The organism is Ruania zhangjianzhongii (assembly GCF_008000995.1).
In the GTDB taxonomy this organism is placed as follows: Bacteria; Actinomycetota; Actinomycetes; order Actinomycetales; family Beutenbergiaceae; genus Ruania; species Ruania zhangjianzhongii.
On record NZ_CP042828.1, the window covers coordinates 3,993,270 to 4,015,562 of the forward strand.

At 70.7% G+C, this 22,293-nt stretch carries 22 protein-coding genes and 2 riboswitches; of the genes, 10 read left to right on the forward strand and 12 right to left on the reverse strand.

The features are described from left to right. Positions 1 to 15: 15 nt before the first annotated feature. The 3 genes from FU260_RS18510 to FU260_RS18520 all read right to left on the reverse strand — a co-directional run bounded on the left by FU260_RS18510 (position 16) and on the right by FU260_RS18520 (position 3,211). A complete protein-coding gene (locus FU260_RS18510) occupies positions 16 to 915 on the reverse strand; it encodes a bifunctional 5,10-methylenetetrahydrofolate dehydrogenase/5,10-methenyltetrahydrofolate cyclohydrolase (RefSeq protein WP_235912262.1) in 900 nt (299 codons plus the stop codon). Continuing rightward, the gene (glyA, locus tag FU260_RS18515; protein WP_147918382.1) at positions 912 to 2,207 is read right to left on the reverse strand and encodes a serine hydroxymethyltransferase; all 1,296 of its coding nucleotides are present in this window, start codon (positions 2,205 to 2,207) and stop codon (positions 912 to 914) included. Before glyA ends, FU260_RS18510 begins: the two co-directional genes overlap by 4 nt. Before the next feature lie 34 nt (positions 2,208 to 2,241). After that, positions 2,242 to 2,328: riboswitch (ZMP/ZTP riboswitch) on the reverse strand. A 352-nt stretch (positions 2,329 to 2,680) separates the two neighbouring features. Beyond that, positions 2,681 to 3,211 carry a GNAT family N-acetyltransferase gene (locus FU260_RS18520; RefSeq protein WP_147918383.1) on the reverse strand — a complete coding sequence of 177 codons (531 nt, stop codon included), beginning with the start codon at positions 3,209 to 3,211 and terminating at the stop codon, positions 2,681 to 2,683. Positions 3,212 to 3,300: 89 nt separating this feature from the next. Between FU260_RS18520 and purU the strand changes: the two genes are divergently transcribed. Then, the gene (purU, locus tag FU260_RS18525) at positions 3,301 to 4,164 is read left to right on the forward strand and encodes a formyltetrahydrofolate deformylase (RefSeq protein WP_187368380.1); all 864 of its coding nucleotides are present in this window, start codon (positions 3,301 to 3,303) and stop codon (positions 4,162 to 4,164) included. Between the two features lie 49 nt (positions 4,165 to 4,213). Here purU and FU260_RS18530 read toward each other — a convergent pair whose 3' ends face one another. From FU260_RS18530 to FU260_RS18545, 4 genes are all read right to left on the reverse strand, one after another. Beyond that, entirely contained in the window at positions 4,214 to 5,200 is a 987-nt protein-coding gene (locus tag FU260_RS18530) for an alpha/beta hydrolase (RefSeq protein WP_147918385.1), read from the reverse strand. Between the two features lie 154 nt (positions 5,201 to 5,354). Continuing rightward, positions 5,355 to 6,023, reverse strand: a complete 669-nt coding sequence (locus FU260_RS18535) for a DUF4175 domain-containing protein (RefSeq protein ID WP_147918386.1) — start codon at positions 6,021 to 6,023, stop codon at positions 5,355 to 5,357. 112 nt (positions 6,024 to 6,135) lie between these two features. Then, positions 6,136 to 7,038 carry an alpha/beta fold hydrolase gene (locus FU260_RS18540; protein WP_147918387.1) on the reverse strand — a complete coding sequence of 301 codons (903 nt, stop codon included), beginning with the start codon at positions 7,036 to 7,038 and terminating at the stop codon, positions 6,136 to 6,138. Continuing rightward, positions 7,035 to 7,646, reverse strand: coding sequence for a TetR/AcrR family transcriptional regulator (locus FU260_RS18545; protein ID WP_147918388.1), 612 nt, complete (start codon positions 7,644 to 7,646; stop codon positions 7,035 to 7,037). Before FU260_RS18545 ends, FU260_RS18540 begins: the two co-directional genes overlap by 4 nt. Positions 7,647 to 7,793: 147 nt before the next feature. Here FU260_RS18545 and FU260_RS18550 point away from each other — a divergent pair, with 147 nt between their 5' ends. Further along, a complete protein-coding gene (locus FU260_RS18550; RefSeq protein WP_147918389.1) occupies positions 7,794 to 8,381 on the forward strand; it encodes an HdeD family acid-resistance protein in 588 nt (195 codons plus the stop codon). Between the two features lie 86 nt (positions 8,382 to 8,467). Here the strand turns inward: FU260_RS18550 and FU260_RS18555 are convergent, their stop codons facing one another. Further along, the gene (locus FU260_RS18555) at positions 8,468 to 9,454 is read right to left on the reverse strand and encodes a malate dehydrogenase (RefSeq protein WP_147918390.1); all 987 of its coding nucleotides are present in this window, start codon (positions 9,452 to 9,454) and stop codon (positions 8,468 to 8,470) included. A 158-nt stretch (positions 9,455 to 9,612) separates the two neighbouring features. On the opposite strand from FU260_RS18555, the gene FU260_RS18560 reads away from it, so the two are divergent. The 3 genes from FU260_RS18560 to FU260_RS18570 all read left to right on the forward strand — a co-directional run bounded on the left by FU260_RS18560 (position 9,613) and on the right by FU260_RS18570 (position 12,429). Beyond that, complete coding sequence (locus FU260_RS18560) at positions 9,613 to 9,996, forward strand: YciI family protein (RefSeq protein WP_147918391.1); 384 nt, start codon at positions 9,613 to 9,615, stop codon at positions 9,994 to 9,996. Then, on the forward strand, positions 9,993 to 11,231 hold the full coding sequence (locus FU260_RS18565; protein ID WP_147918392.1) for an RNA polymerase sigma factor: 1,239 nt from the start codon (positions 9,993 to 9,995) through the stop codon (positions 11,229 to 11,231). Before FU260_RS18560 ends, FU260_RS18565 begins: the two co-directional genes overlap by 4 nt. 88 nt (positions 11,232 to 11,319) lie before the next feature. Next, positions 11,320 to 12,429: an MIP/aquaporin family protein gene (locus FU260_RS18570; RefSeq protein ID WP_147918393.1), complete on the forward strand. Its 1,110-nt coding sequence runs from the start codon at positions 11,320 to 11,322 to the stop codon at positions 12,427 to 12,429. 31 nt (positions 12,430 to 12,460) lie between these two features. Here FU260_RS18570 and FU260_RS18575 read toward each other — a convergent pair whose 3' ends face one another. Further along, the gene (locus tag FU260_RS18575; RefSeq protein WP_147918394.1) at positions 12,461 to 12,751 is read right to left on the reverse strand and encodes a DUF3017 domain-containing protein; all 291 of its coding nucleotides are present in this window, start codon (positions 12,749 to 12,751) and stop codon (positions 12,461 to 12,463) included. 50 nt (positions 12,752 to 12,801) lie between these two features. Between FU260_RS18575 and FU260_RS18580 the strand changes: the two genes are divergently transcribed. The 3 genes from FU260_RS18580 (at position 12,802) to FU260_RS18590 (ending at position 14,796) form a co-directional block, all read left to right on the forward strand. Continuing rightward, a complete protein-coding gene (locus FU260_RS18580) occupies positions 12,802 to 14,016 on the forward strand; it encodes an NAD(P)/FAD-dependent oxidoreductase (RefSeq protein ID WP_147918395.1) in 1,215 nt (404 codons plus the stop codon). Between the two features lie 67 nt (positions 14,017 to 14,083). Beyond that, a complete protein-coding gene (locus FU260_RS18585; RefSeq protein WP_168211853.1) occupies positions 14,084 to 14,371 on the forward strand; it encodes a type II toxin-antitoxin system Phd/YefM family antitoxin in 288 nt (95 codons plus the stop codon). After that, the gene (locus FU260_RS18590; RefSeq protein ID WP_147918397.1) at positions 14,368 to 14,796 is read left to right on the forward strand and encodes a type II toxin-antitoxin system VapC family toxin; all 429 of its coding nucleotides are present in this window, start codon (positions 14,368 to 14,370) and stop codon (positions 14,794 to 14,796) included. Before FU260_RS18585 ends, FU260_RS18590 begins: the two co-directional genes overlap by 4 nt. Positions 14,797 to 15,061: 265 nt before the next feature. Here the strand turns inward: FU260_RS18590 and purH are convergent, their stop codons facing one another. Continuing rightward, positions 15,062 to 16,636: a bifunctional phosphoribosylaminoimidazolecarboxamide formyltransferase/IMP cyclohydrolase gene (gene purH, locus FU260_RS18595; protein ID WP_147918398.1), complete on the reverse strand. Its 1,575-nt coding sequence runs from the start codon at positions 16,634 to 16,636 to the stop codon at positions 15,062 to 15,064. 52 nt (positions 16,637 to 16,688) lie between these two features. Further along, positions 16,689 to 16,781: riboswitch (ZMP/ZTP riboswitch) on the reverse strand. 121 nt (positions 16,782 to 16,902) lie between these two features. Here purH and FU260_RS18600 point away from each other — a divergent pair. After that, complete coding sequence (locus tag FU260_RS18600) at positions 16,903 to 20,079, forward strand: alpha-mannosidase (RefSeq protein ID WP_147918399.1); 3,177 nt, start codon at positions 16,903 to 16,905, stop codon at positions 20,077 to 20,079. A 118-nt stretch (positions 20,080 to 20,197) separates the two neighbouring features. Here the strand turns inward: FU260_RS18600 and purN are convergent, their stop codons facing one another. Then, a complete protein-coding gene (gene purN, locus FU260_RS18605) occupies positions 20,198 to 20,836 on the reverse strand; it encodes a phosphoribosylglycinamide formyltransferase (protein ID WP_147918400.1) in 639 nt (212 codons plus the stop codon). A 40-nt stretch (positions 20,837 to 20,876) separates the two neighbouring features. Between purN and FU260_RS18610 the strand changes: the two genes are divergently transcribed. After that, positions 20,877 to 21,470 (forward strand): DUF3995 domain-containing protein, encoded by a 594-nt coding sequence (locus FU260_RS18610; protein ID WP_147918401.1) that lies wholly within the window; start codon positions 20,877 to 20,879, stop codon positions 21,468 to 21,470. 172 nt (positions 21,471 to 21,642) lie between these two features. On the opposite strand, the gene FU260_RS18615 is transcribed toward FU260_RS18610, so the two are convergent. Next, positions 21,643 to 22,248, reverse strand: coding sequence for a dihydrofolate reductase family protein (locus tag FU260_RS18615; RefSeq protein ID WP_147918402.1), 606 nt, complete (start codon positions 22,246 to 22,248; stop codon positions 21,643 to 21,645). Positions 22,249 to 22,293 lie beyond the last annotated feature (45 nt).

The following is a 22,293-nucleotide window of genomic DNA, read 5'->3' on the forward strand; positions in this document are numbered from 1 at the left end:
AGCGGGGTGGGTGGATCAGGCGGCGCGGCGGCGCTCGGCGGCCTCGACGGCGTTCCGGAACAACATCGCGATCGTGGTCGGACCGACCCCGCCGATCCGCGGGGTGATCGCCCCGGCCACCTGCTCGCAGGCTTCGTCCACGTCCGGCAGCAGCTTGCGGCCCTCGTAGCGCACTCCCCCGCCGACCACCGTCACGCCCGGGGTGAGGTGCTCCGGCTGCAGGATCCCGGGTACCCCGGCGGCGGCGATCACCACCTCGGCGCGGCGGGTGTAGTCCGCCCAGTTCGGTACCCCGGTGTGCACCACGGTCACGGCGGCGTTCGCCGTCGGCCGCTTCTGGGACAGCAGCAGCGCCAGCGGCCGGCCGAGCGTGGTGCCCCGGCCGAGGATGCACACCTCCCGTCCGGCGATCGGGATCTCGTAGTGCGCCAGCAGCGCCTCGATCCCGGCCGGGGTGCACGGCACCGGACCGGGCATGCCCAGGGCGAGCCGGCCCATGTTCACCGGGTGCAGCCCGTCCACGTCCTTGTCCGGGTCGAGGGCGAGCAGAGCGGCGTCGAAGTCGATCTGCGGCGGGGTGGGGTGCTGGATCAGCACCGCGTCCACATCTCGCGCCTCGTTCATCTCCGCCACGGCGGCGAGCACGTCGGCCTGGGTCGCATCCTGGCCGAGATGGAGGTGCGGGGAGGTCAGGCCGAGCTCGGCGGCCTTCTCCTGCTTCATCCGGATGTAGCCGGCGCTGGCGGAGTCGTCCCCCACCAGGATGGTGCCCAGGCCGGGGGTGTGCCCGGCAGTCGCCAGGGCCTCGATCCGCGGGCCCAGATCGGCCAGCACCGCTTCGGCCACCGGCTTGCCCGGCAGCATCCGCGCCGCGGTCCCGGCTGCGCTCTCCCGGGCGGGTTCGCCCGCGCTCACTGCTGCAGGCCCGGGTAGAGCGGGAAGGCGTCGGTGAGTGCCTGCACCCGCGCTCGAGCGGCCTCCACATCTGCGCCAGCACCGGCGGCGAGCACCCCGGCGATGATGTCGGCCACCTCGGTGAACTCGGCCGCACCGAACCCGCGGGTGGCCAGGGCCGGGGTACCGATGCGCAGCCCGGAGGTGACCCGCGGCGGGCGCGGGTCGAACGGGACGGCGTTGCGGTTCACGGTAATCCCGGCGTCGTGCAGCAGGTCCTCGGCCTGCTGCCCGTCCAGGCTGGAGTTGCGCAGGTCCACCAGGGTCAGGTGCACATCGGTGCCGCCGGTGAGCACGGCCACTCCCGCCTCACGGGCATCCGCGGCAGTGAGCCGCTCGGCGATGATCTGCGCGCCCTCCAGGGTCCGGCGCTGCCGGTCGGCGAACTCCTCGCCCCCGGCCACCTTCAGCGCCACCGCCTTGGCAGCGATCACGTGCATCAGCGGCCCACCCTGCTGGCCCGGGAAGACGGCGGAGTTCAGCTTGCGCCCGAACGCCTCCGCATCGCGGGAGAGCAGCAGACCAGAGCGGGGGCCGCCGAGGGTCTTGTGCACCGTGGTGGAGACCACGTCCGAGTGCGGCACCGGGTTCGGGTGCAGTCCCGCGGCCACCAGTCCGGCGAAGTGCGCCATATCGGTCCACAGGTAGGCACCGACCTCTTCGGCGATCTCGGCGAACGCGGCGAAGTCCAGCTGGCGGGGGTAGGCGGACCAGCCGGCGATGATCACCTTCGGCCGGTGCTCCAGCGCAGCGGCCCGCACCTCATCCATCTGGATGCGGTGCGTGGTCTCGTCCACACCGTAGGCGGCGACGTTGTACAGCTTGCCGGAGAAGTTGATCTTCATCCCGTGGGTGAGGTGCCCGCCGTGGGCCAGCTGCAGCCCCAGGATCGTGTCTCCGGGGGTGGCCAGGGCGTGCAGCACGGCGGCGTTGGCGGTGGCGCCGGAGTGCGGCTGCACGTTGGCGTAGTCGGCACCGAACAGCGACTTGGCCCGGTCGATGGCCAGGTTCTCGGCGATGTCCACCTGCTCGCAGCCACCGTAGTAGCGCTTACCCGGGTAGCCCTCGGCGTACTTGTTCGTGAGCACGGAGCCGGCTGCCTGCAGCACGGCACGGGGCACGAAGTTCTCGCTGGCGATCATCTCCAGGGTGTCCCGCTGGCGGGTCAGCTCACCCTCTAGAACGGCAGCGATCTCGGGATCGAGTTCGCTCAACGCCTGGTCCTGAACGACGGCGGTGGTTGGCTGGGTCATGGATCCTCCACTAGGCGATGCATCATCGGGTGATCCTCGTGGCCCAGGCGGGCGACCTCGAAGCAAGAATGTTGCATCGCTCCCCGGTGGTGATCCACCTGCGCCAGTCGCGATGGGATCAGCCTAGCAAGACTCACCTACACCCTGGCCAGGGTGAGTGCACCAGGGGGTGCGTCAGCGTGTGGTGTGGCAGGTCCCGTGGGTGCCGGGGCTGGAAGAAGCAACTCGTGGACCCGGCACCCGCCGGACGGGCCGTTACGGTGTGGGTTTGACCTGCCCCGTACGTCACAACAACACCACAGTCGAGGACCGTCGCGATCACAGTGGCATCAGGACTCGCGGGCGCCCATCGGCTCTCCGGAACGACCCCAGCGGGTGTCTTCGCATCGGATGGTGCAGTGCACCACCACGAGGGGCGCGAACCTGCGCACACGCTCAGTCACCACATCGATGACCCATACCCGTGCACCAGATCAGGCGGTGGCGCCGTCGTCGGCCTGATCCTCCTCCGGCGAGGTCTCGCCGCCGGCCATGCCGCCGAGGATCTTGCGCAGGTAGGCGTAGGTGAGGTCACCGGCGTTCTGGTCGTACTGGTGCTCGAACCCGTGCTTGGCGTACAGGGACAGGTTCTGCTTGGAGTCCTGCCCGGTGAACACCCAGACCTCCTCGGTCTGCTCCGGCAGGTACTGCAGCACCGCCATGATCAACTTGGTGCCGATGCCCTGACCCTGCAGATCCGGGACCACCGCCAGGCGACCGAGCAGGGCGCGGTTGGCCTCGAGACCGACGCGGATCGAACCGACCAGACGGGGGCCGATCGAGGCGCCGATGGTCACCACGTCGCTGCGGCCCAGGTCCTCGACCAGCTCGGGCAGGGTCTGGGTCAGCGACGGGATGTTCGGGTCCCCGTACAACTGCGCCTCGGTCACGAACGCGGCCCGGCGCACGGTCAGCAGCTCGCCGGCGTGCTCGGCATCGACGACGTCGATCCTCAGCTCATCCATGGCTCCATCTTCCCATCCTCAGACAGCACCGCGCGCACGAAACGCGCCGGAGGGCGACGACGGCGGAGGGAGGAACTACCCTCACCGGTGTGACGAACGAACTCGCCGACGCCCCGCACTGGGTGCTGACCCTCTCCTGTCCCGACCGCCCCGGGATCGTGCATGCCGTGGCCGGAGCCCTTGCCGCGACCGGCGGTAACATCACCGAGTCGCAGCAGTTCGGGGACCCGGAGACGGGCCTGTTCTTCATGCGGGTCCAGGTGCAGGCCCGCGCCAGCGAGGACACACTGCGCCAGGCGCTGGAGCCCGTCGCGCGGGAGTTCGCGATGACCTGGCACGTGGATGCCGCCGGCCGGCCAATGCGCACCCTGGTGCTGGCCTCCACCACGGAGCACTGCCTCGGCGACCTGCTGTTCCGGCAGCGCTCCCAGCGGCTGCCGGTGGACATCGTGGCGGTGGTCAGCAACCACACCGTGCTGGAGCCGATCGCACAGTTCCACGGGGTGGACTTCCACCACGTACCGGTCACCAAGGACACCAAACGAGAGGCGGAGGCCCGGCTGCTGCAGCTGGTGGACGAGCTGGACGTGGAGCTGGTGGTGCTCGCCCGGTACATGCAGATCCTCTCCGACGAGGTCTGCGAGGCGCTCGCCGGGCGGGTGATCAACATCCACCACTCGTTCCTGCCCAGCTTCAAGGGGGCACGCCCGTACGCGCAGGCGCACCACCGCGGGGTGAAGCTGATCGGAGCGACCGCGCACTACGCCACCGCATCGCTGGACGAGGGTCCGATCATCGAGCAGGACGTGGAGCGGGTCGATCACGCCGACGATGTCACCGAGCTGGTGGCGATGGGTCAGGACGTGGAGCGGCGGGTGCTGGCGCGCGCAGTGCGCTGGCACGCCGAGCACCGGGTGCTGCTGGACGGGCACCGCACGGTGATCTTCCGCTGATGGCGCCTTGGCCGGCGCTGCGGTCACCAGTGGCCGGCGTCGAGTCTGGTCACTGCCCCAATGCGGTGAGCAACATCGGCAGGGAGGCGTGCAGCTCCCGTTCCCAGTAGTCCCAGCCGTGCGTGCCCGGCCCGTAGAAGCTCGTCTCCAGCTGGGTCGCTCCGAGTTCTTGCATCTGCTGCGCAAGAGCAAGGTTCTGGTGGTAGAAGTCGGCCTCCAGGGCGCTGTACGCATCGGGTGGGTCGAAGGGGCCGGCATGCCCGTTGCCACTGGACAGGTAGACCGGGATCCGCTTGAGACGCTGGGCCAGGTAGTACGGGTCGTGCGCCTCCCAGATCTCACGCTGAGCGACCGGATCACCCCACACGTTGGTCGGGTCGTTGCCGTCGTGGGCGAAGAAGCCCATCAACCGGTCGATCGATTCCTGGGTGTCCAGCGGGTGCACTGATCCGGAGTACGACGCTGCCGCAGCGAACATCCCGGGGTGGCGAGCCGCATACAGCAACGCACCCTGACCGCCCATCGACAGTCCGGCCACCGCGCGATGGGCGGAGGCGCCGTAGTCATGTTCCAGCAGGTGACGCAGCTCGTCGGTGTGGAACGTCTCCCAGTCGTCGCCAGTGCCCTCACCCTGGTTCCACCAGTCGGAGTACCACCCGTTCCAGCCGGCCTCCGGCATCACCACCAGCACGTCGCGCAGCTCGGGGACCTCGGCCACGTCGGTCAACTCGGTCCACGAGGAGTAGTCACCGCAGCACCCGTGCAGCAACCAGAGGGTCGGCCAGTGCTGGCTCCGGTCCCCCGGGTCCCAGCCGTCCGGAGTGAGCAGGCGGACGTTCACCTCCTGCCCACCGAGGGCCTGGGAACGGACCGTCAGGTCGACCTGACGGTCGGCGACCTGGGTGGTGGCGACCACCTCGGCACCCAGAGGATGCGCCTGAGCAGGCGGACGCCCCGGGGCAACGGCGACCAGCCCGATGACGAGCAGGCCCACAGCCAGCAGCGAGATGGGTAGTGATCGAGCGCGACGCAGCATTGAGTCTGACCTCCGTGCAGGAGGCTAGCGCTATCCCGCCCTCAGCGACAACCGCCTCCAGCTAGCCCGTTCGGCAGCTAGCCCGCTGAGGCGATACCCCGGAGCACGACTCGGCGCGCTACGTATCGCGTGATTGGATTCACGCCGGCATGGGTCAGCGGTAGAGGTCGCCCAGGGAGCGCTGGCCGTCGTCGTCCCGCTCGTTGCCGGACTGCGGCTGGCCGGCTGCCGGAGGCTGACCGGTTGCCTGCTGGGGACCCGGAGCGTGCTGCTGGCCAGGGCCCTGCTGCCACGGACCTGCGGGCTGCTGCTGCTGCGGGCCGGGACCGTAGGCGCCGGCCATACCACCGACCGCTGCTTCCCCCTGGGCCTTCTTCGCCTTCGACAGCGAGACCGCTCCGCGGATACCCACGATCAGGCCGATCAGACCGAGGTACCAGGGGAACCAGTAGCTCCCGCCGGTCGGCGAGGAGGCGGCGATGGCAAAGGTCACCACGGTCACCAGGATCGTGGCAGCCAGCATGCCGAAGCCGACCAGCATCGACCGCTTGTGCCCCTTGATCTGACTCTCGACCAGGGCCGCATTCGCCGATCCGGGGGCGTGGGAGGGGCCTCCGCCGTTCCCACCGGCGTCGCCGTAGCCGCCGGGTGCTGCCGGACCGTACCCGCCGGATGCCGGAGCAGCAGTCGAAGCAGCGTCGTCGACCCAGAAGTTCCAGCCGGCGGGTGCCGGCGGCCAGGACGGGTCCGGCTGCCAGCCGGTCGGAGGGACAAAACCTTCGGGCACCTGCCAGCCCGGAGGGGCGTTGAATCGTTGGGACATGAGGCCAACTTTACCTCAGTACGCGCTCGCAAAAACCGCGCGTCCATGGGCAGAACTGCCTATCGCGGCCCGCCCTGATCAGGTCGACATCATCGCCCTCGAGCGCCGAGGCTTAGCTGAGAAATTCCGCCACCCGATCGATCACACCGGCGTCCCGCAGGATCCGCTGGTGACCGAGACCGTCGGTGGTCATCAGCTCGGCTGACCGCCATGCCTCGGCGACTCGGGCGCCGTCGGCATAGGGCACCTCCTTGTCGGCGCGGTCGTGCACCACGAGGGTGCGGGGCTGGCTGTGCATCCTGGCGAGATCGAAGTCGGCGAGCGGCCGCCCCGCGAGGTTCGCCAACCGGGCGTCGAACCGGGTCTTGGTGCGATCGGTGTAGCCAAGGCGGTGCGCCATGACATCGGTCATCGTCAGCACGGCGGCATTCGGGGCCACCAGGACGAGCCTGCCCGCGGGCATCCCGTCCGCGGCAGCCAGCGCGGCCGCGGTACACCCGAGGGAGTGCGCGAGGACGCCGCTCGCCTGGCCGTACCGGGCGGTGGCGGCGTGCAGGGCGTCGGCAAACTCGATCACCGTGCTGCGCCGGGGACCGAGCTCGCCGGGCGGTGACTCGCCGTGGCTCGGCGCGTCCAGGGCCACCACCCGCCGGCCCGCGGCCACCAGCGGTGCGACGAATGCGCCCAGCTGCCCACGCCATCCGCCCCAGCCGTGCAGCAGGTACACCGGCTCCCCCTCACCCCACACCTCGGTGACCACCGAGCGTCCGCCGGGAAGCTGCAGGCGGCACGTCTCGCCGAGGGAGGTGCGCTCATCGCGGCGGCGGCCGCCGGACGCGGGCATCGTGCACCACAGCCGCACGGCCCAGCGGGCGGCGACCTCCGGTGCCACACGATCCAGGGTGGCGAACGCGGCCCGGATCCCGGCCAGGCGGGCCCGGTCGCGCAGCCGAGGCGCCGTGGCACCCGATCGCCCTCGGCTTACCGCTGCCGTCGCGCGAGACTCGGAACTCATCGGTGCTCCTCCGGTCGATTCTGGTCCAGCAGACGCTCGAACGCGGTCCGCGCCCGGGCCTCCGCCCGAGGGTCGTCCAGCAGCCGGTGCCAGTGGTAGAAGGCGAGCATCACGCCGTCCAGGTCGGCGGCGAACTGGTCGGGGTCGGTATCGGCACCCAGGTGCCCTTCCTCGATGCAGGTCCGCACCACGCGGGCGAGGGAGTCATACAGTCGGCGGTGGTCGCGGGCGAGCTGGTCGCGCACCGGACCGGGCTGTTCGTCGAGCTCGGCGCTGGCCTTGACGAACAGGCAGCCGCCCGGTGCGCGGGTGCGTCCGCTGTGCACCCAGTTCTCGAAGAGGGCCCGCAACCGCGGCTCCCCGCGCGGCTCGCCGAGTGCAGGTAGCACCACCTGCTCGGCGAACTCCCGTGCCGCCTCGGCGAGCACGGCGAGCTGCAGCTCTTCCTTGGACCCGACGTGGGCATAGAGCCCGCTCTTGCTCATCCCGGTAGCGGTCGCGAGCCTGCCGATGGTCAGGCCACCAAGACCCACGCGATAGGCGGCCAGCACGCCCTCGTGCAGGATCGCCTGTCGAGTCATCGCCCCCTTGCGCTCTTCTCGCACCATCGCCCGAGAATAGCACGATCGTTCGTGCTACGAGCGGAAAGTTGGATACCTCTCCCGCCGCATGTCTGGTTGCCACCGTCACCATTGCGCAGTTGACTGGGCGTGATGGGGCACTGGTGCCTCACCTGATCAGATGGGGAGTGGGAGATGAGGGCGGCATCACCGTCAACTGTGCGCGGCCGGTTCGGGCGGGAGCTCTGGTACTACTCCCTGATCCGCGGCATCATCGCGGTGGCCTTCGGGATTCTGGTGCTGGTCTCGCCGATGGCCACGGTCGTGGTCGGGGTGGTCTGGCTCGGCGTGTTCTGGATCGTGGACGGCGTCATCGCCGTGATCGACGGCGTCCGGCGCCGGGGCAGCACCGGCGCCGGCTGGGAGATTGCCTTCGGAGTGATCGGCATGCTGGCAGGTCTGTTCCTGGTGATCCAGCCCCTGCAGGCGGCGAGCACGTTGGTGCTGATTGCCGCCATCTGGGCCATCATCGGCGGTCTGACGATCGCCCTCGGCGCGCTGCGCGGACGCGGCCAGCCGGGCTGGGGCTGGGGTGTGGCGGTCGGCGTGATCACCCTGCTGTTCGGGCTCGTGATGGTCTTTCAGCCGGGCCTGGCGCTCGCCACGTTCGTGCTGCTCGTCGGCTGGTACGCGATCGTGCTCGGGCTGAGCATGGTGGTGCTGGCGCTGCGGATCCGGGTCGAGGGCAAACAGGCCGCCAAGGACGCGGCCCGTCGGGCCTGACCAGGGCACTTCGCCGCGGACCTACGACCCGGGCCGCCCCGGGAGAGTCCCGGAGCGGCCCGTGAAGTAGCGCGCAGCGCGGTGGGTCAGAGCAGGCCCAGCCCCTTGACGGCGTCCCGCTCCTCGACCAGCTCGGCCACCGAGGCGTCAATCTTGCCGCGGGAGAAGTCGTTGATCTCCAGCCCCTGGACGATCTCCCAGCCGCCACCGGAGAAGCGCACCGGGAAGGAGGAGATCAGGCCCGCCGGCACCCCGTAGGAGCCGTCCGAGACGACGCCGGCCGAGGTCCAGGAGTCCGCGCTGGTCCCGTGGGTCCAGTCGTAGACGTGGTCGATCGCGGCGTTCGCCGCCGAAGCCGCCGACGACGAGCCTCGGGCGTCGATGATCGCCGCACCGCGCTTGGCCACCGTGGGGATGAAGGTATCGGCAATCCAGGCCTGGTCGTCCACCACCTCGGTGGCCGGGCGGCCGGCCACGGTGGCGTGGAAGATGTCCGAGTACTGGGTGGCGGAGTGGTTGCCCCAGATGCTCAGGTTCTTGATGTCGGCGACCGGGGCGCCGGTCTTCGCGGCGAGCTGGGACAGCGCCCGGTTGTGGTCCAGCCGGGTCATCGCGGTGAACCGGTCGCTGGGCACGTCCGGGGCGTGCGCGGAAGCGATCAGCGCGTTGGTGTTCGCCGGGTTGCCGACCACCAGCACCTTGACGTCGTCCGCAGCGCCGGCGTTGATCGCCGCACCCTGGGGGCCGAAGATGCCGCCGTTCGCCTCGAGCAGGTCGCCGCGCTCCATCCCCGGGCCACGCGGGCGGGCGCCGACGAGCAGGGCGAGGTTGGCACCCGCGAACCCTGCGGTGGGGTCGTCGAAGATGTCGATCCCGGCGAGCAGCGGGAAGGCACAGTCATCGAGCTCCATCGCGGTGCCCTCGGCGGCCTTCACCCCCTGGGGGATCTCCAGCAGCCGCAGCTTGACCGGAGTGTCCGGGCCGAGCAGCTGGCCGGAGGCGATCCGGAACAGCAGGGCGTAACCGATCTGCCCGGCGGCGCCGGTAACGGTCACGTTGACGGGCTGAGTCATGACGAGCTCCTCACATCTTTCTCGGCCTGGATACCCCCACAGATTACTCGACATCGAGATATCTGCGCCCCGGTGACGATTGCCGCGCCACTCGATCGTCATCACTGTGTCAGACGCCCTCGGGGCGACACACTGAGCACAACCCAAAGGAGATCACCATGCGTTACGCACTGCTGCTGCACAGCTACGAGCCCACCCCCGGCGAGATCCCCCAGGAGGGGTTCGAGGAGATGGAGCGGCTCTTCGACGCCTACGGGAAGGCACTGCAGGCGGCCGGGGTGCTGATCGGCGCCGACATCATGCAGTTCAGCCACGCCACCACCACACTGACCCGCCGCACCGGTAGCACCCAGGTGCAGGACGGACCGTTCGCCGAGACGAAGGAAGCGTTGGCCGGGGTCTTCATCATCGAGGTCCCGGACGCCGACGCGGCCCTGGCCTGGGCGGAGAAGTGCCCGGGGGCGAGCTACGGGTCGGTCGAGATCCGGCCGGTGGCAACCTCGTTGGCCGATGGCACCTGGACCTCGCACGGCCCGGCGTGAGGCACTCCCCCGCCGCCGAGGCGGCCGCAGCAGCGGCACGGGACGGCTACGGCCGGCTGGTGGCGCTGCTCGCGGCCGCGGACGGCGATCTCGCCGCCGCTGAGGACGCTCTCGCGGACGCGCTGGAACGTGCGTTGCGCAGCTGGCCGGACCAGGGTGTGCCGGACAAGCCGGAGGCTTGGTTGCTGACCGTGGCCCGGAATCGGCAGCGGGATCGGTGGAAGTCCGCTGAGGTGCAGCGCACAGCACCGCTGGAACCCGACCGGGACGGTGCCCGTGCGGCGATCATCGAGGACGTGGACCCCGATGCGATCGGGGACCGGCGTCTGGAGCTGATGGGGGTCTGTGCGCACCCGATGATCGATCCGGGGGTGCGCACCCCACTGATGCTGAATGTGGTGCTCGGGTTCACCGCGGCGGAGGTCGCCGCGGCCTTCGCCGTGCCGAAGGCGACGATGGCAACCCGTCTGGTGCGGGCCAAGCGGCGGATCAAGGATCTGCAGCTCACCTTCCACCTCCCGGACCGGAACGAGCTTCCGGGGAGAATGGAGGCGATCCTGGAAGCCGTCTACGGCGCGTACGTGATCGAGTGGGCCGCCTCCGACCCGCAGCCACGCCTGCTGCCACCGGAGGCCGAACGGCTCGCCGAGGTGCTTGCGCAGCTGGCACCAGGTGATGCGGAGGTCCGCGGCCTGGCGGCCCTCGTGCTGCTCTCCGCCGCTCGCGCCCCGGGGCGCACCGATGCAGCGGGGAACTTCGTCCCGCTGGCCGACCAGGACCCGGCCCGCTGGGATACCACGCTGATCGCCCGTGCCCATCAGCACCTGCGCGAGGCCTACGCCCAGCGGAGCCTGGGACGGTTCCAGGTAGAGGCAGCGATCCAGGCGACGCACTGTGCCCGCCGGCCCGGCGCCGTCATCGACTGGTCCACCTTGAAGCAGCTGCACACCACGCTGCACCGGCTCGCGCCCACCCACGGCAGCGCGACAGCGCTGGCCGCGGTCCTGGCCGAGACCGACGGCCCGGCACCGGCTCTGGCTCTTCTCGATGAGGCGGTGCCGGAGTCGGTGGCGTTCCAGCCGGCCTGGGCCACCCGGGCGAACCTGCTCGCTACTCTCCGGCGGCCGGCAGCGGCAGCGGCCGCCTACGACCGGGCGATCGCCCTGACCACCCGGCCAGCGGAACGGGACTACCTCACCGGGCGGCGCCACGCCGTCGACCCGGAGCAGAGCTGAACCACCGGCAGCGGCGGCTTTCAGCAACTTCTCAGCCTCGTCTGCAAAGATCGGTGCTGTTCACCGACTTCTTTCGACGGGACCTCGCATGACCAGCCAGACCGACACGGTCGACTACGACACCGGCGATGTGGCCACGGCGGTAGCTCCGCCGAGCCTGTTCGCCCGGTTTGCCGCCGAGTTCCTCGGCACCTTCCTGCTGGTGTTCATCGGCTTCGGAGTGACCCTGTACAGCGGTGTCATCACCAACCCGGACGAGAGCCTGCGGATGCTCTCCTGGGGCGTGGCGCTGCTGGTGGCCATCGCCCTGTTCGGGCATGTCTCCGGCGGACACTTCAACCCCGCGGTGACACTCGGTTCGGCGATCGTGGGCCGGACGTCCTGGGCTGACGTGCTGGTCTACTGGGTGGGTCAGCTGGCCGGCGCCGCCGGCGCAGCAGGCCTGCTGTTCCTGACCATCCCGGCGGCGCTGCCCACCGCGGTGGGCGCGGCGTCGAAGCAAGCGATGTTCAACACCAACGCCAGCGGCTACGGCGAGCACTCGATGGTCGGCCAGCTCTCCAGCGGGCAGGTGTCCTCCGATCTGGTACCGGTGCTGCTGATCGAGGTGATCGCCACCGCGCTGTTCGTCGGGGTGGCGCTGATGGCGCACCGCTGGGTCGGCGGCAAGCGAGTGTCCGCGGGCGTGGTAACCGGTCTGGCCTACGGCGCGCTGTCGGTGACCGCCTACACCCTCAGTGGTGGAGCGTTGAACCCGGCCCGGGCCACTGCAGGTGCGGTCTTCGCCGAGGGCTGGGCACTGGGTCAGCTCTGGCTGTTCTGGGCGGCGCCGATCGTCGGTGCGGTGATCGCCGCTCTGCTGGTGAGCGTGTTCGCCCCGGACCCGCTGCCCGTCTACGACGACGAGGACTACGACGAGGACGAGGACGTCGACGAGGAGTACGACGACGGCGAGGACACCGACCACGAGGTGGAGCTGGACGGCGAGGGCCAGGACAGTGCCACGGCCGACGACCCGGGCAGCATCCCGGAGGAGAGCACCGGCCGGGACGACGCCTTCACCGAGGACTACGACGTGACGGCCGACTACGACGAGGACACTCCGGCGCAGCCCGACAAGGCCGAGTCCACCGACGCTGAGCCGCAGGCCGAGGCCGGCAAGGACGACGACGAGCCGGACACCACGCCGGGCCGCTGACCGGCTGACCCGCCATCCCTGGGCGGCGGGCTCACATATTCTGCGCAGTGAGCGCGAGCACGGCCATCAGTACCCCGCCGCCCATCAGCACGGTGACGTCGAACGCGCGCGAACGCGCCGAGATGCCGTACGGCGGGCGGCGGGCGACTGCGCGGACGAAGCCGAGCGCCACCAGCTCGACCGCGAGCGCCACCCCGCCGGCCCGGGGACCGAGGAGGAACGTGGCCAGCAGAGCGAGGACGATCCCGGCCAGGGCGACCCACATCGTTGGACGCCGCCGGCGGCGGACCGGACCGTCCGCGGCGGGCTGGGATCTGCTCATCGGCCCTGAGCCTACCGGCCCCGCCGGGCCCAGCCGGTAGCGTGGGCGCCGTGACGACTGCTGCTCATCCGGACCGAGTCCTGGTGGTGGGCGCGGGACTGGCTGGCCTGCGCACCGTCGCCGAGCTGCGAGCTGCCGGGTATACCGGCCATGTGCAGCTGATCGGAGCCGAGGAGCACCCGCCGTACGACCGCCCACCGCTGTCCAAGGAACTGCTCAGCAAACCTGCTCCGGTGTGGCTGGCCGAGGACCTGGGACACGACCTGGCCGCGCTGGCCGACGACGTGCACCTGGGGGTCCGGGCGGCCTCGCTGAGCGTTGCCGGCGACGGCGTTCAGGTCACCTCCGCGGGGGGCGTCACCTTCGCGGCCGATCAGGTGGTGCTGGCCACCGGCAGCCACGCGGTCCGGCCACCCGAGTGGACCGGGGTCCTCACCCTGCACACGCTGGACGAAGCGGAACACCTGCGCCGCGCACTGGCCGAGCGGCTCGAGGTGATCGTGATCGGCGCGGGCTGGATCGGCGCGGAGGTGGCCGGGGTGGCCGCCGGAGCAGGGAGCACCGTACAGGTGCTGGAATCTGGACCCGTGCCGCTGTGGCGTCAGCTCGGCGAGGAGCTGGGCGGACGGACCGTGCCCTGGTACGCCGAGGCCGGGGTGCGCCTGCACACCCAGGCCGCCGTGACCGCCGTCGAGCACGGGAAGGTGACGTTGGCCGACGCCAGCACGCTGACCGGAGACCTGGTGCTGTGCGCGATCGGCGCACGACCGGACACCGGCTGGCTGGCCGGCAGCGTGCCGCTGACCGACCGTGGGCAGGTGCTGGTCGATGCCGGTGGTCGGTCCCCGGTGCCGGGCGTATGGGCGGTGGGCGATGTGGCCGAGCGGGACCACCCCCTGTTCGGCCGAGTGCCTGGCGGGCACTGGTCGGCCGCGCTGACCGACCCGGCGGCCCTGGCGCGCGCGATGCTCGGCCAGGAGCTGCCCGCCGCCGAACCAGCGCCGTACCTGAACTCCAGCCAGCTCGGCCACCAGCTCACCGTCTACGGCCGGCTCACCAGCGACCGGATCACCCGCGGCGACCCGGCGGCGCCGCCGTGGACCGAGCTGTGCCTGGAAGGCGACCGGCTCACCGGAGCCGTGATCGCCGACGCCCCCCGCGATGTGGCGGCGGTGCGCAAGCTGCTCGGTCGCGGCGAGCTGCCGGTGCTGGACCGGGTAGCGGCCGCCGATCCTGGCGTACGGCTGACGCGAGCGGTGGCGTAACACCGGCCGTGACCGGACCGCACCGGGCCCCGACCCGCCAAATTGTACGTAGATGTACAATTTGTACATGAGCACAGTGAACGCGAGCCAGGCCCGGCAGACCCTTCCGGCCCAGCTCGACCGGGTGGCGAAGGGCGAGTCGGTCGAGATCACCCGGCACGGACGCGTCGTGGCGGTGCTCGTCTCCCCCGAGTTGCTCCGGTCTCGTCGCGCGCTCGAAGCGTGGAAGGACGCCGACCTCATCAACGAGCGGCTCGAGCACGCCCGCCGCGAGCCGATCCCGCCACCGAGCCTGACCGCCGAGCGGGCCGAGGAACTGGTCACGTCGGTGCGTGCCGACAGAAACGCGCGATGAGGGAACTCACCGCGTTCGATGCCGACGTGCTGATCTACGCCGCGACTGCGGACCACCCGCTCGGCATCCGCGTTGCCGCGGTGTTCACCGGCGCTCGGGGCATCGTCGGCACGGGGTCGGTGCTGTTGCTCACCGAGGTGCTGGCCAAGCCGATGCGCCAGGACCCGACCTCGGCGGAGACTGCCGCCCTGATCGGCCTGTTGAGTCGCCTGGAGCTGCTTCCACTCGACGACGGCGCAGCACGCCTCGCGCTGTCCCTGGCCGTCTCGTACGGGCTTCGGGCGACGGATGCGGCACACCTGGCCACGGCGGTGGCCGCAGGTGCCGATCGGTTCCTCACCAATAACCGCAAAGACTTTCCCCGCTCGATCACCGAGATCGACGTGGTGTACCCCGAGAACCTGCCAGCGCCGACGGGCCGCTGACGAGTCCAGGAGGTATGGGTCACCATGGACCCCGAACCTCGTCGAGCAACTCATCGATCGTCGCGGCAGTGGTCAGCTCGACACGCTCACGTGCTGCTCGTGCCCCCGGGTGTCCGTCGGCACTCGCAACCGGCGCACGTCACCACGCACCCAAAGACTCCATATCGGCGAGCACCTGCTGGGCCTCCTGCAGATCGACCGGATCGGCGGCAACCTCAGCAACTTCCGCCCGCCAGCGTTGCTTGACGCGGCGACTCGCGGAACCTCAGTGCGCGAAGTGCCGGGTGCCGGTGAAGTACATCGTCACCCCGGCCGCCCGGGCTGCGGCGATCGAGTCCTCGTCCCGGATCGAGCCACCCGGCTGGACCACAGCGCGCACGCCGGAGTCCAGCAGCACCTGCAGACCGTCGGCGAACGGGAAGAACGCGTCCGAGGCGGCCACCGCTCCGCGGGCGCGCTCGGCGCCGTCGGCCAGAGTGTTCGCCCGCTCGACCGCCAGCCGGCAGGAGTCCACCCGGTTCACCTGGCCCATCCCGATGCCCACGGCGGCGCCGGCATCGGCGAGCAGGATCGCGTTCGACTTCGCCGCCCGGACCGCGTGCCAGGCGAACGCCAGGTCCGCCAGGGTGGCCGCGTCGGCCGGCTCGCCGGCGGCGAGGGTCCAGGCGGCCGGGTCATCGCCGGCGGCGTCGAGCACGTCCCGCTGCTGCATCAGCAGACCACCGGAGATCGGCCGGGTCTCCACGCTCACCTGACCGGTTTCGGGCAGGCGCAGCACCCGGATGTTCTTCTTCCGCTGCAGCACCTCCACGGCGCCCTCGGCGTAGCCCGGGGCAAGGATCACCTCGGTGAAGACGCCGGCGACCTGCTCGGCCATCTCAACGGAGACCTCGGTGTTGCTGGCGATCACCCCGCCGTAGGCGGAGACGGGGTCGCAGGCGTGCGCGCGCTGGTGCGCCTGGGCGATCGTCTCCCCCACCGCCAGACCGCACGGGTTGGCGTGCTTGATGATCGCCACCGTGGGCTGGCTGCCGTGGTCGTGCGCGGCGCGCCAGGCGGCGTCGGCGTCCACGTAGTTGTTGTAGCTCATCGCCTTGCCGTGCAGCTGCTCGGCCGTGGCCAGGCCGGCGCCGCCGTCGGTGTACAGCGCGGCCCGCTGGTGCGGGTTCTCGCCGTAGCGCAGCACCTCGGCGCGTTCCCAGGTGGCACCGGCCCAGCCCGGGAAGCCGGAGCCGTCGTCATCGGGGGCCACCACGTCGCCGAGCCAGGAGGCGACGTGCACGTCATAGGTGGCGGTGTGCCGGAACGCTTCAGCCGCCAGCGTCTTGCGCTGGGCGAGGGTGAACCCGCCGGCACCGGCGGCCTCGACGACCTCGCCGTATCGGCCGGGGTTGACCACGACCGCCACGCTCGGGTGGTTCTTCGCGGCGGCGCGCACCATCGAGGGCCCGCCGATGTCGATCTTCTCGATGCACTCGTCCTCGCTGGCGCCGGAAGCGACGGTGTCGGCGAACGGGTACAGGTTCACCACCACCAGGTCGAACGGTTCCACCTCGAGCTCGTCGAGCTGCTCGTTGTGGGAGTCCAGCCGCCGGTCGGCGAGGATGCCGGCGTGGATCCGCGGGTGCAGGGTCTTCACCCGCCCGTCCAGGCACTCGGGAAAGCCGGTGATCTGCTCCACCGGCGTGACCGGAACCCCGGCGGCGGCGATCACCCCGGCCGTGGACCCGGTGGAGACCAGCTCCACCCCGGCAGCGTGCAGGGCGGTGGCGAGCTCGGTCAGGCCGGTCTTGTCATAGACGGAGACGAGGGCGCGGGTCAGGCGAATCTGGTCGGTCATAGCTGCTCCAGTCGTGGGGGAGGTCGACGACGGCGGTGGCCGGCGCTTCCTACCGCGGCACCCAGGCGTTCGGTGCTGGAGGAGATGATCAACAGGGCCGCTTCCCGGTGGTGCTCCACCTCTGACGCCAGTCACGCCCCTTCGCGGCCAGTCTAACGGCCTGATCCGCACGAGACCCAGAACGCGCCGCCTCCCACGGCACCGGATACGGCGCTGGCGGTGCGCCCTAGGCTGAGCCGTGACCACCACCTCCACCTGAGGACCCGATGCACACCTCCGCCACTCTGATCCTGCGCCGTGTCGACCGTCTGGTCCGCGAGCGCCTGCAGCCCGCCGTGATCGCCGACCGCCGTCCGCTCGAGCTGACCGCGTGGGAGGCGCCCGGAGAACCCGTGCCGTTCGCCGAGGCCACCGGCCAGACCTACGCCCCGGCCGCGGCACGGATGGCCTGGGGCGCGCCGTGGAGCACCACCTGGCTGCACGCCCGGGGCCAGGCGCCGGCGCACTGGCCCACCGACGACCGGCACCGGATCGAACTGGCGGTGGACCTCGGCTTCACCGGCTCCGGGCCCGGCTTCCAGGCCGAGGGGCTGGTCTACACCCCGGACGGGGCGATCGTGGAGGCGATCTCGCCTCGGAACCAGCGGGTGGTCCTGGACGACCCGCGCGCCGCCGTCGAGATCTACATCGAAGCCGCAGGCAACCCGGACGTGAGCAACTTCGACGACTTCCGCCCCACCGCGCTGGGAGTGCCGGAGGCACGCGAGCAGGGGCCGTTGTACACGCTGGGGCACGTGGACCTGGTGCTGCGGGATTCGGAAGTGGCCGAGCTGCTCGCGGACGTCACGGCATTGGTCGAGCTCGCCCGGGAGCTGGGTGAGGACTCCACCCGCCGCGCTCAGGTGCTGCGCGCCCTGGACCAGGCCGTGGATCTGGTGGACCCCGAGGACGTACCGGGCAGCGCTGCGGCGGCTCGCGGGCGGCTGGCGCCGGTGCTGGCGGTGCGCGCCGCTGAGGGCACCCACGAGGCGGTAGCGGTCGGGCATGCGCACATCGACTCCGCCTGGCTGTGGCCCACCCGGGAGACGATCCGCAAGTGCGCGCGGACGTTCGCCAACGTGCTGGCTCTGATGGAGGAGGACCCGGACTTCGTGTTCGCGTGCTCCTCGGCACAGCAGTACGCGTGGATCGCCGAGCACTACCCGCAGCTGTTCGAGCGGATCAAGGCGCGGGTCGCCGAGGGCCGGTGGGTGCCGGTCGGGTCGATGTGGGTGGAGTCGGACACGAACATGCCCGGCGGTGAAGCGTTCGTCCGCCAGCTGGTGGCCGGGAAGCGGTTCTTCCTGGAGCACTTCGGTGTGGAGACCCGGGACGTGTGGCTGCCGGACTCGTTCGGCTACTCCGGGGCGCTGCCGCAGCTCGCGCGATTGGCCGGAGCGCAGTGGTTCCTCTCCCAGAAGCTGAGCTGGAACGAGTCCGACAAGATGCCGCACCACACCTTCTGGTGGGAGGGCATCGACGGCTCCCGGGTGCTCACCCACTTCCCGCCGGTGGACACCTACAACTCCGAGCTGTCCGCGGCGGAGCTGCGCCATGCCGAACGCAATTTCGCGGACAAGGCCATGGCGTCGTCCTCGATCGTGCCGTTCGGGTATGGCGACGGCGGAGGTGGCCCGTCCCGGGAGATGCTCGCCCGGGCCAGGCGGTACGCCGATCTCGACGGCGTGCCCCGGGTCCGGATGGACTCACCCGTGGCGTTCTTCGCCGCCACCCAGGCCGAGGTGCCGGCCGACCTGGGCACCTGGACCGGAGAGATGTACCTGGAGTTCCACCGGGGCACCTACACCTCCCAGGCGCGCACCAAACGGGGTAACCGGCGCAGTGAGCACCTGCTCCGGGAGGCCGAGCTGTGGGCGGCAACCGCCGCGGTCCGCACCGGCGCCGACTACCCCTACGACGTGCTGGAGCGCAGCTGGCACACGGTGCTGCTGAACCAGTTCCACGACATCCTGCCCGGCAGCTCGATCGGCTGGGTGTACCGGGACGCCGAGGCGAGCTATGCCCAGGTGAGCCAGGACCTGGAGAGCGTGATCGAGCAGGCGAGTACCGCCGTCGCCGGTCAGGGTGAGCAGCAGGTGCTGCTGAACGCCGGACCGCTGGCGGTGCGTGGCGTGCCTGCGGGGGCCGGCGGCGTGCCGGCCGTAGCCGACGGGGCGGAGGTGGAGCTGGTCCGTGCCGGCGGCGCTGTGGAAATCGACAACGGGCTGCTGCGGGTGCGCATCGACGAGCGCGGCCTGGTCACGTCCCTGGTGCAGCTGCCCAGCGGGCGGGAGGCGATCGCGGCGGGGATGGCCGGGAACCTGCTCACCGTGCACCGGGACGTACCGCGGCAATGGGATGCCTGGGACACCGATGTGGAGCACCGGCGGGTGGCCACCGACCTGACCTCGGCTGACTCGGTCGAAGTGAGCGCCGAGGATTCGGAGGCGATGAGCGTGCGGGTACGGCGGACCTTCGGGGCGTCGACCTTCGAGCAGGTGCTCACGGTGCGCCGCGGGGATCCGGTGCTGCAGATCGAGACCGAGGTGGACTGGCACGAACGGCAGAAGCTGCTCAAGCTGGGCTTCCCGTTAGCGGTGCATGCAGACTCCTCGGCGGCGGAGACCCAGTTCGGGTACGTGCGCCGGCCCACGCACACGAACACCTCCTGGGACGCGGCGAAGTTCGAGATCTGCGCGCACCGCTGGGTGCATGTGGGTGAGGCCGGATTCGGGGTGGCGGTCGCGAACGACGCCAGCTACGGCCACGACGTGACCCGAGTGCGGGCCCCGATGCCCGATCCGGCCGACACCGCGCCCGGGCCGCTGCCGGTGAGCGACGAGGGGCCGGCGACCTTGGTGCGCCAGTCGCTGCTGAAGGCGCCGCTGTACCCGGACCCGGAGGCCGACCAGGGCCGGCACACCTTCACCACACTGGTGCACGCCGGGGCCGGGATCGCCGAGGCGGTGGCCGCCGGCTACCGGGCGAACCTGCCCGCGCGCACTGTGACCGGGGCCGGGCCGGTGCAGCCGCTGGTCCGAGTGGATGGCGAGGGCGTGCTGGTGGAGTCGGTGAAGCTGGCCGAGGACCGTAGCGGCGACGTGGTGGTGCGGCTGTACGAGGCGCTCGGTGGGCGGGCCGAGGCACGGGTGCACGCCGACTTCGACTGCCGCGAGGTGGTGGTCACCGACCTGCTGGAGCGCGAGCTAGAGCCGGTGGGCGGGCCGGGCGCGGGCGCGGCGGGCGGGAGCGCAGGTGCGGCAGGTGACCGCGCGAGTGCGGGCGACGCCGACGGTGCACGTGCAGGCGGCGGCTCCGATGCAGGTGCGGATGATGGCTCGAGCGCGGGTATCGAGGTGCAGCTGCGCCCATTCGAGGTGCGCACGCTCCGCTTCCGCCGCTGACCCCACTATCCGATCGTCTGAGTACCGTCTGAACATCTGAGGACCGGAATTTCGGTACTCAGATGTCCAATCGGTACTCAGATGCGCGTGCAGGGGCGCGGGCCCGGGCGGGGCGCGGTCAGCCGATCAGCACCCGGCGGCCCTGCACCCGCCAGCCCTCGCGGGCCAGCCGCCCGGTGCACTCCACCAGCTGTGCGCGCTCGGCCACCTTGATCCGCTCGGTGAGGGTCTCCTCGGTGTCGTCATCGCGCACCGGCACCGTCACCTGGGCCACGATCACCCCGGTGTCCACGCCCTCGTCCACCACGAACAGGGTGGCACCGGCTACCTTCACCCCGTACTCCAGGGCGTCCCGCGGGCCATGGATGCCGGGGAAGGCGGGCAGCAGCGAGTTGTGCGTGTTCAGGTAGCGGCCGCCGAATGCCGCCAGGAACGCGGGGCCGGCGAGCTTGAGGAACCCGGCGGAGATCACCAGATCCGGTTCGTGCGCCGCCACCTCCGCCGCCAGGGCCACGTCCCAGTCGGTGCGTTCGGGATAGTCGCCGAGCCGGCAGATGAAGGTGGGCACCCCGGCATCGGCGGCGAGCTGGAGACCAGCGGCGCTGGGGCGGTCCGCGCCCACGGCCACGATCTGCGCGCCATAGGCGGGGTCCTCGGCCGCGGCGAGCAGGGCAGCCAGGTTGGAGCCGCCGCCGGAGATGAGAACGACGATGCGCGTGGACTTCACAGGCAGCGAGCGTAGTGCAGCGGTGGGCATCTGGGAGAATGGCCATAGTCCCGATCACCAAAGGAGCCTCGTGCGCAACCCGTATGCCCCGCCCGACCCGTCGGCGCCGCCACCGGTGCGCCGGCGTCCGGAGAATGGGCAGGACGGCGAACAGGGACCGGAGCAGGGGCCGGGTTGGCAAGACCCGCACGCGCACGACCCGCGACGGCCTTTGGATCCCCGCGCCGATCCGCGGCGCCGGCAGGACCCTCGGCAGCAGCGCCCCGAGCGCAAGCCCCCGACTCCGGAGGAGGCGGCAGCCGCCGGCAAGAGCGTGCTGAAGTTCGGGGCCGCACTGCTGGTGGCGATGCTGGCGATGCGCTGGCCGATCCCCTGGCAGCTAGTGGCGCCGGCGGCTGGGCTGCTCGCGGTGTACCTGGGCGTGCGAGCGCTGATCACCTACCGCAAGGTGGGGATGACCACCTTCGCCTCGGTGTTCCTGATGCTGGGTGTAGCCATCGCGACGATGCTCGCGCTGAGCTCGCTGACGCTGCTGACCATGTGGAACGAGCAGGTCACACACCAGGAGTGCATGGACCGAGCGTTGACCGTGCAGTCCGAGCAGGCGTGCACCGACGCCTACGACCAGGCGCTGCAGGAGCGGCTCAACCCCGCCGTGGACTGAGCCCGGACGAGATCGAGGGGGATCGCGGCGAATCAATCGCAGGCGAAATGGCAACTGCGCCGGACTCCTCACCGTCGCGGTCGCGCTCGGCGCCTCGACAGGCTGCGGCTCCCCCGCACCCAAGACCTAGGTGGCGACGCCAGGCTCGCATGATGCCGCAGATGCGGGCGTGCTACTCCGCTTGCGCTCGCTCGTAGTGGAGCACAGTCGTGCCCCCGGGCAGTGGCGTCACATCGGCCCTCGTCCACGTGCTCAGCTCGAATGTCGCCTCGGCGCCCCAGAGCGGAACCCCCGTGCCGATCGTGACCGGGCTGAGCTTGACGATCAGTTGGTCGATCTCGGATCGAAGCGTAGACGCGAGAGATCCTCCTCCGACCAGCCAGAGGCCCTTTCCTGGTTCGGTCTTCAAGGCACGAACACGCTCAACCGGGTCATGCCGGACCAGTTCGACGGGATCGGATACGGATTCCAGAGTTGTCGAGAACACCAGGTGTCGCAGATGTGGATAGGCGTCCCGGACGCCGGCGGCCAGACCCAGCTCATAGGATCGGCGACCCTCCAGCACGGTGTCGAAGCGGGTCCCCTGCGCTGAGACTCCGAGCGCCTCCCGGCCGGCGGCGGGCAGCGTCTCGGGATACTCCTGCGCGAGGAACTGGATGTAGTCGTCGGTCAGTGGCCAGAAGCCGCCGGCACCCGTCGGATCGTTTCCCCCAGGTCCTGCGACAAACCCGTCGATCGTCGCCGCAATGAAATAGGTCAATGTTCGAACACCAGTCATGGGTTCTCCTGCCCCCCCTTTAGATCCACCTCAGTCGCATATCAG

Coding starts and splice junctions, on each gene's coding strand:
- FU260_RS18545 (WP_147918388.1), bottom strand. CDS start 7,646: ATGGTGCGAGAAGAGCGCAAGGGGGCGATGACTCGACAGGCGATCCTG.
- FU260_RS18555 (WP_147918390.1), bottom strand. CDS start 9,454: ATGACTCAGCCCGTCAACGTGACCGTTACCGGCGCCGCCGGGCAGATC.
- FU260_RS18530 (WP_147918385.1), bottom strand. CDS start 5,200: ATGCTGCGTCGCGCTCGATCACTACCCATCTCGCTGCTGGCTGTGGGC.
- purH (WP_147918398.1), bottom strand. CDS start 16,636: ATGACCGACCAGATTCGCCTGACCCGCGCCCTCGTCTCCGTCTATGAC.
- FU260_RS18570 (WP_147918393.1), top strand. CDS start 11,320: ATGACCAGCCAGACCGACACGGTCGACTACGACACCGGCGATGTGGCC.
- FU260_RS18585 (WP_168211853.1), top strand. CDS start 14,084: ATGAGCACAGTGAACGCGAGCCAGGCCCGGCAGACCCTTCCGGCCCAG.
- FU260_RS18590 (WP_147918397.1), top strand. CDS start 14,368: ATGAGGGAACTCACCGCGTTCGATGCCGACGTGCTGATCTACGCCGCG.
- FU260_RS18560 (WP_147918391.1), top strand. CDS start 9,613: ATGCGTTACGCACTGCTGCTGCACAGCTACGAGCCCACCCCCGGCGAG.
- FU260_RS18550 (WP_147918389.1), top strand. CDS start 7,794: ATGAGGGCGGCATCACCGTCAACTGTGCGCGGCCGGTTCGGGCGGGAG.
- FU260_RS18600 (WP_147918399.1), top strand. CDS start 16,903: ATGCACACCTCCGCCACTCTGATCCTGCGCCGTGTCGACCGTCTGGTC.
- FU260_RS18575 (WP_147918394.1), bottom strand. CDS start 12,751: ATGAGCAGATCCCAGCCCGCCGCGGACGGTCCGGTCCGCCGCCGGCGG.
- glyA (WP_147918382.1), bottom strand. CDS start 2,207: ATGACCCAGCCAACCACCGCCGTCGTTCAGGACCAGGCGTTGAGCGAA.
- purN (WP_147918400.1), bottom strand. CDS start 20,836: ATGCCCACCGCTGCACTACGCTCGCTGCCTGTGAAGTCCACGCGCATC.
- FU260_RS18615 (WP_147918402.1), bottom strand. CDS start 22,248: ATGACTGGTGTTCGAACATTGACCTATTTCATTGCGGCGACGATCGAC.
- FU260_RS18540 (WP_147918387.1), bottom strand. CDS start 7,038: ATGAGTTCCGAGTCTCGCGCGACGGCAGCGGTAAGCCGAGGGCGATCG.
- FU260_RS18535 (WP_147918386.1), bottom strand. CDS start 6,023: ATGTCCCAACGATTCAACGCCCCTCCGGGCTGGCAGGTGCCCGAAGGT.
- FU260_RS18520 (WP_147918383.1), bottom strand. CDS start 3,211: ATGGATGAGCTGAGGATCGACGTCGTCGATGCCGAGCACGCCGGCGAG.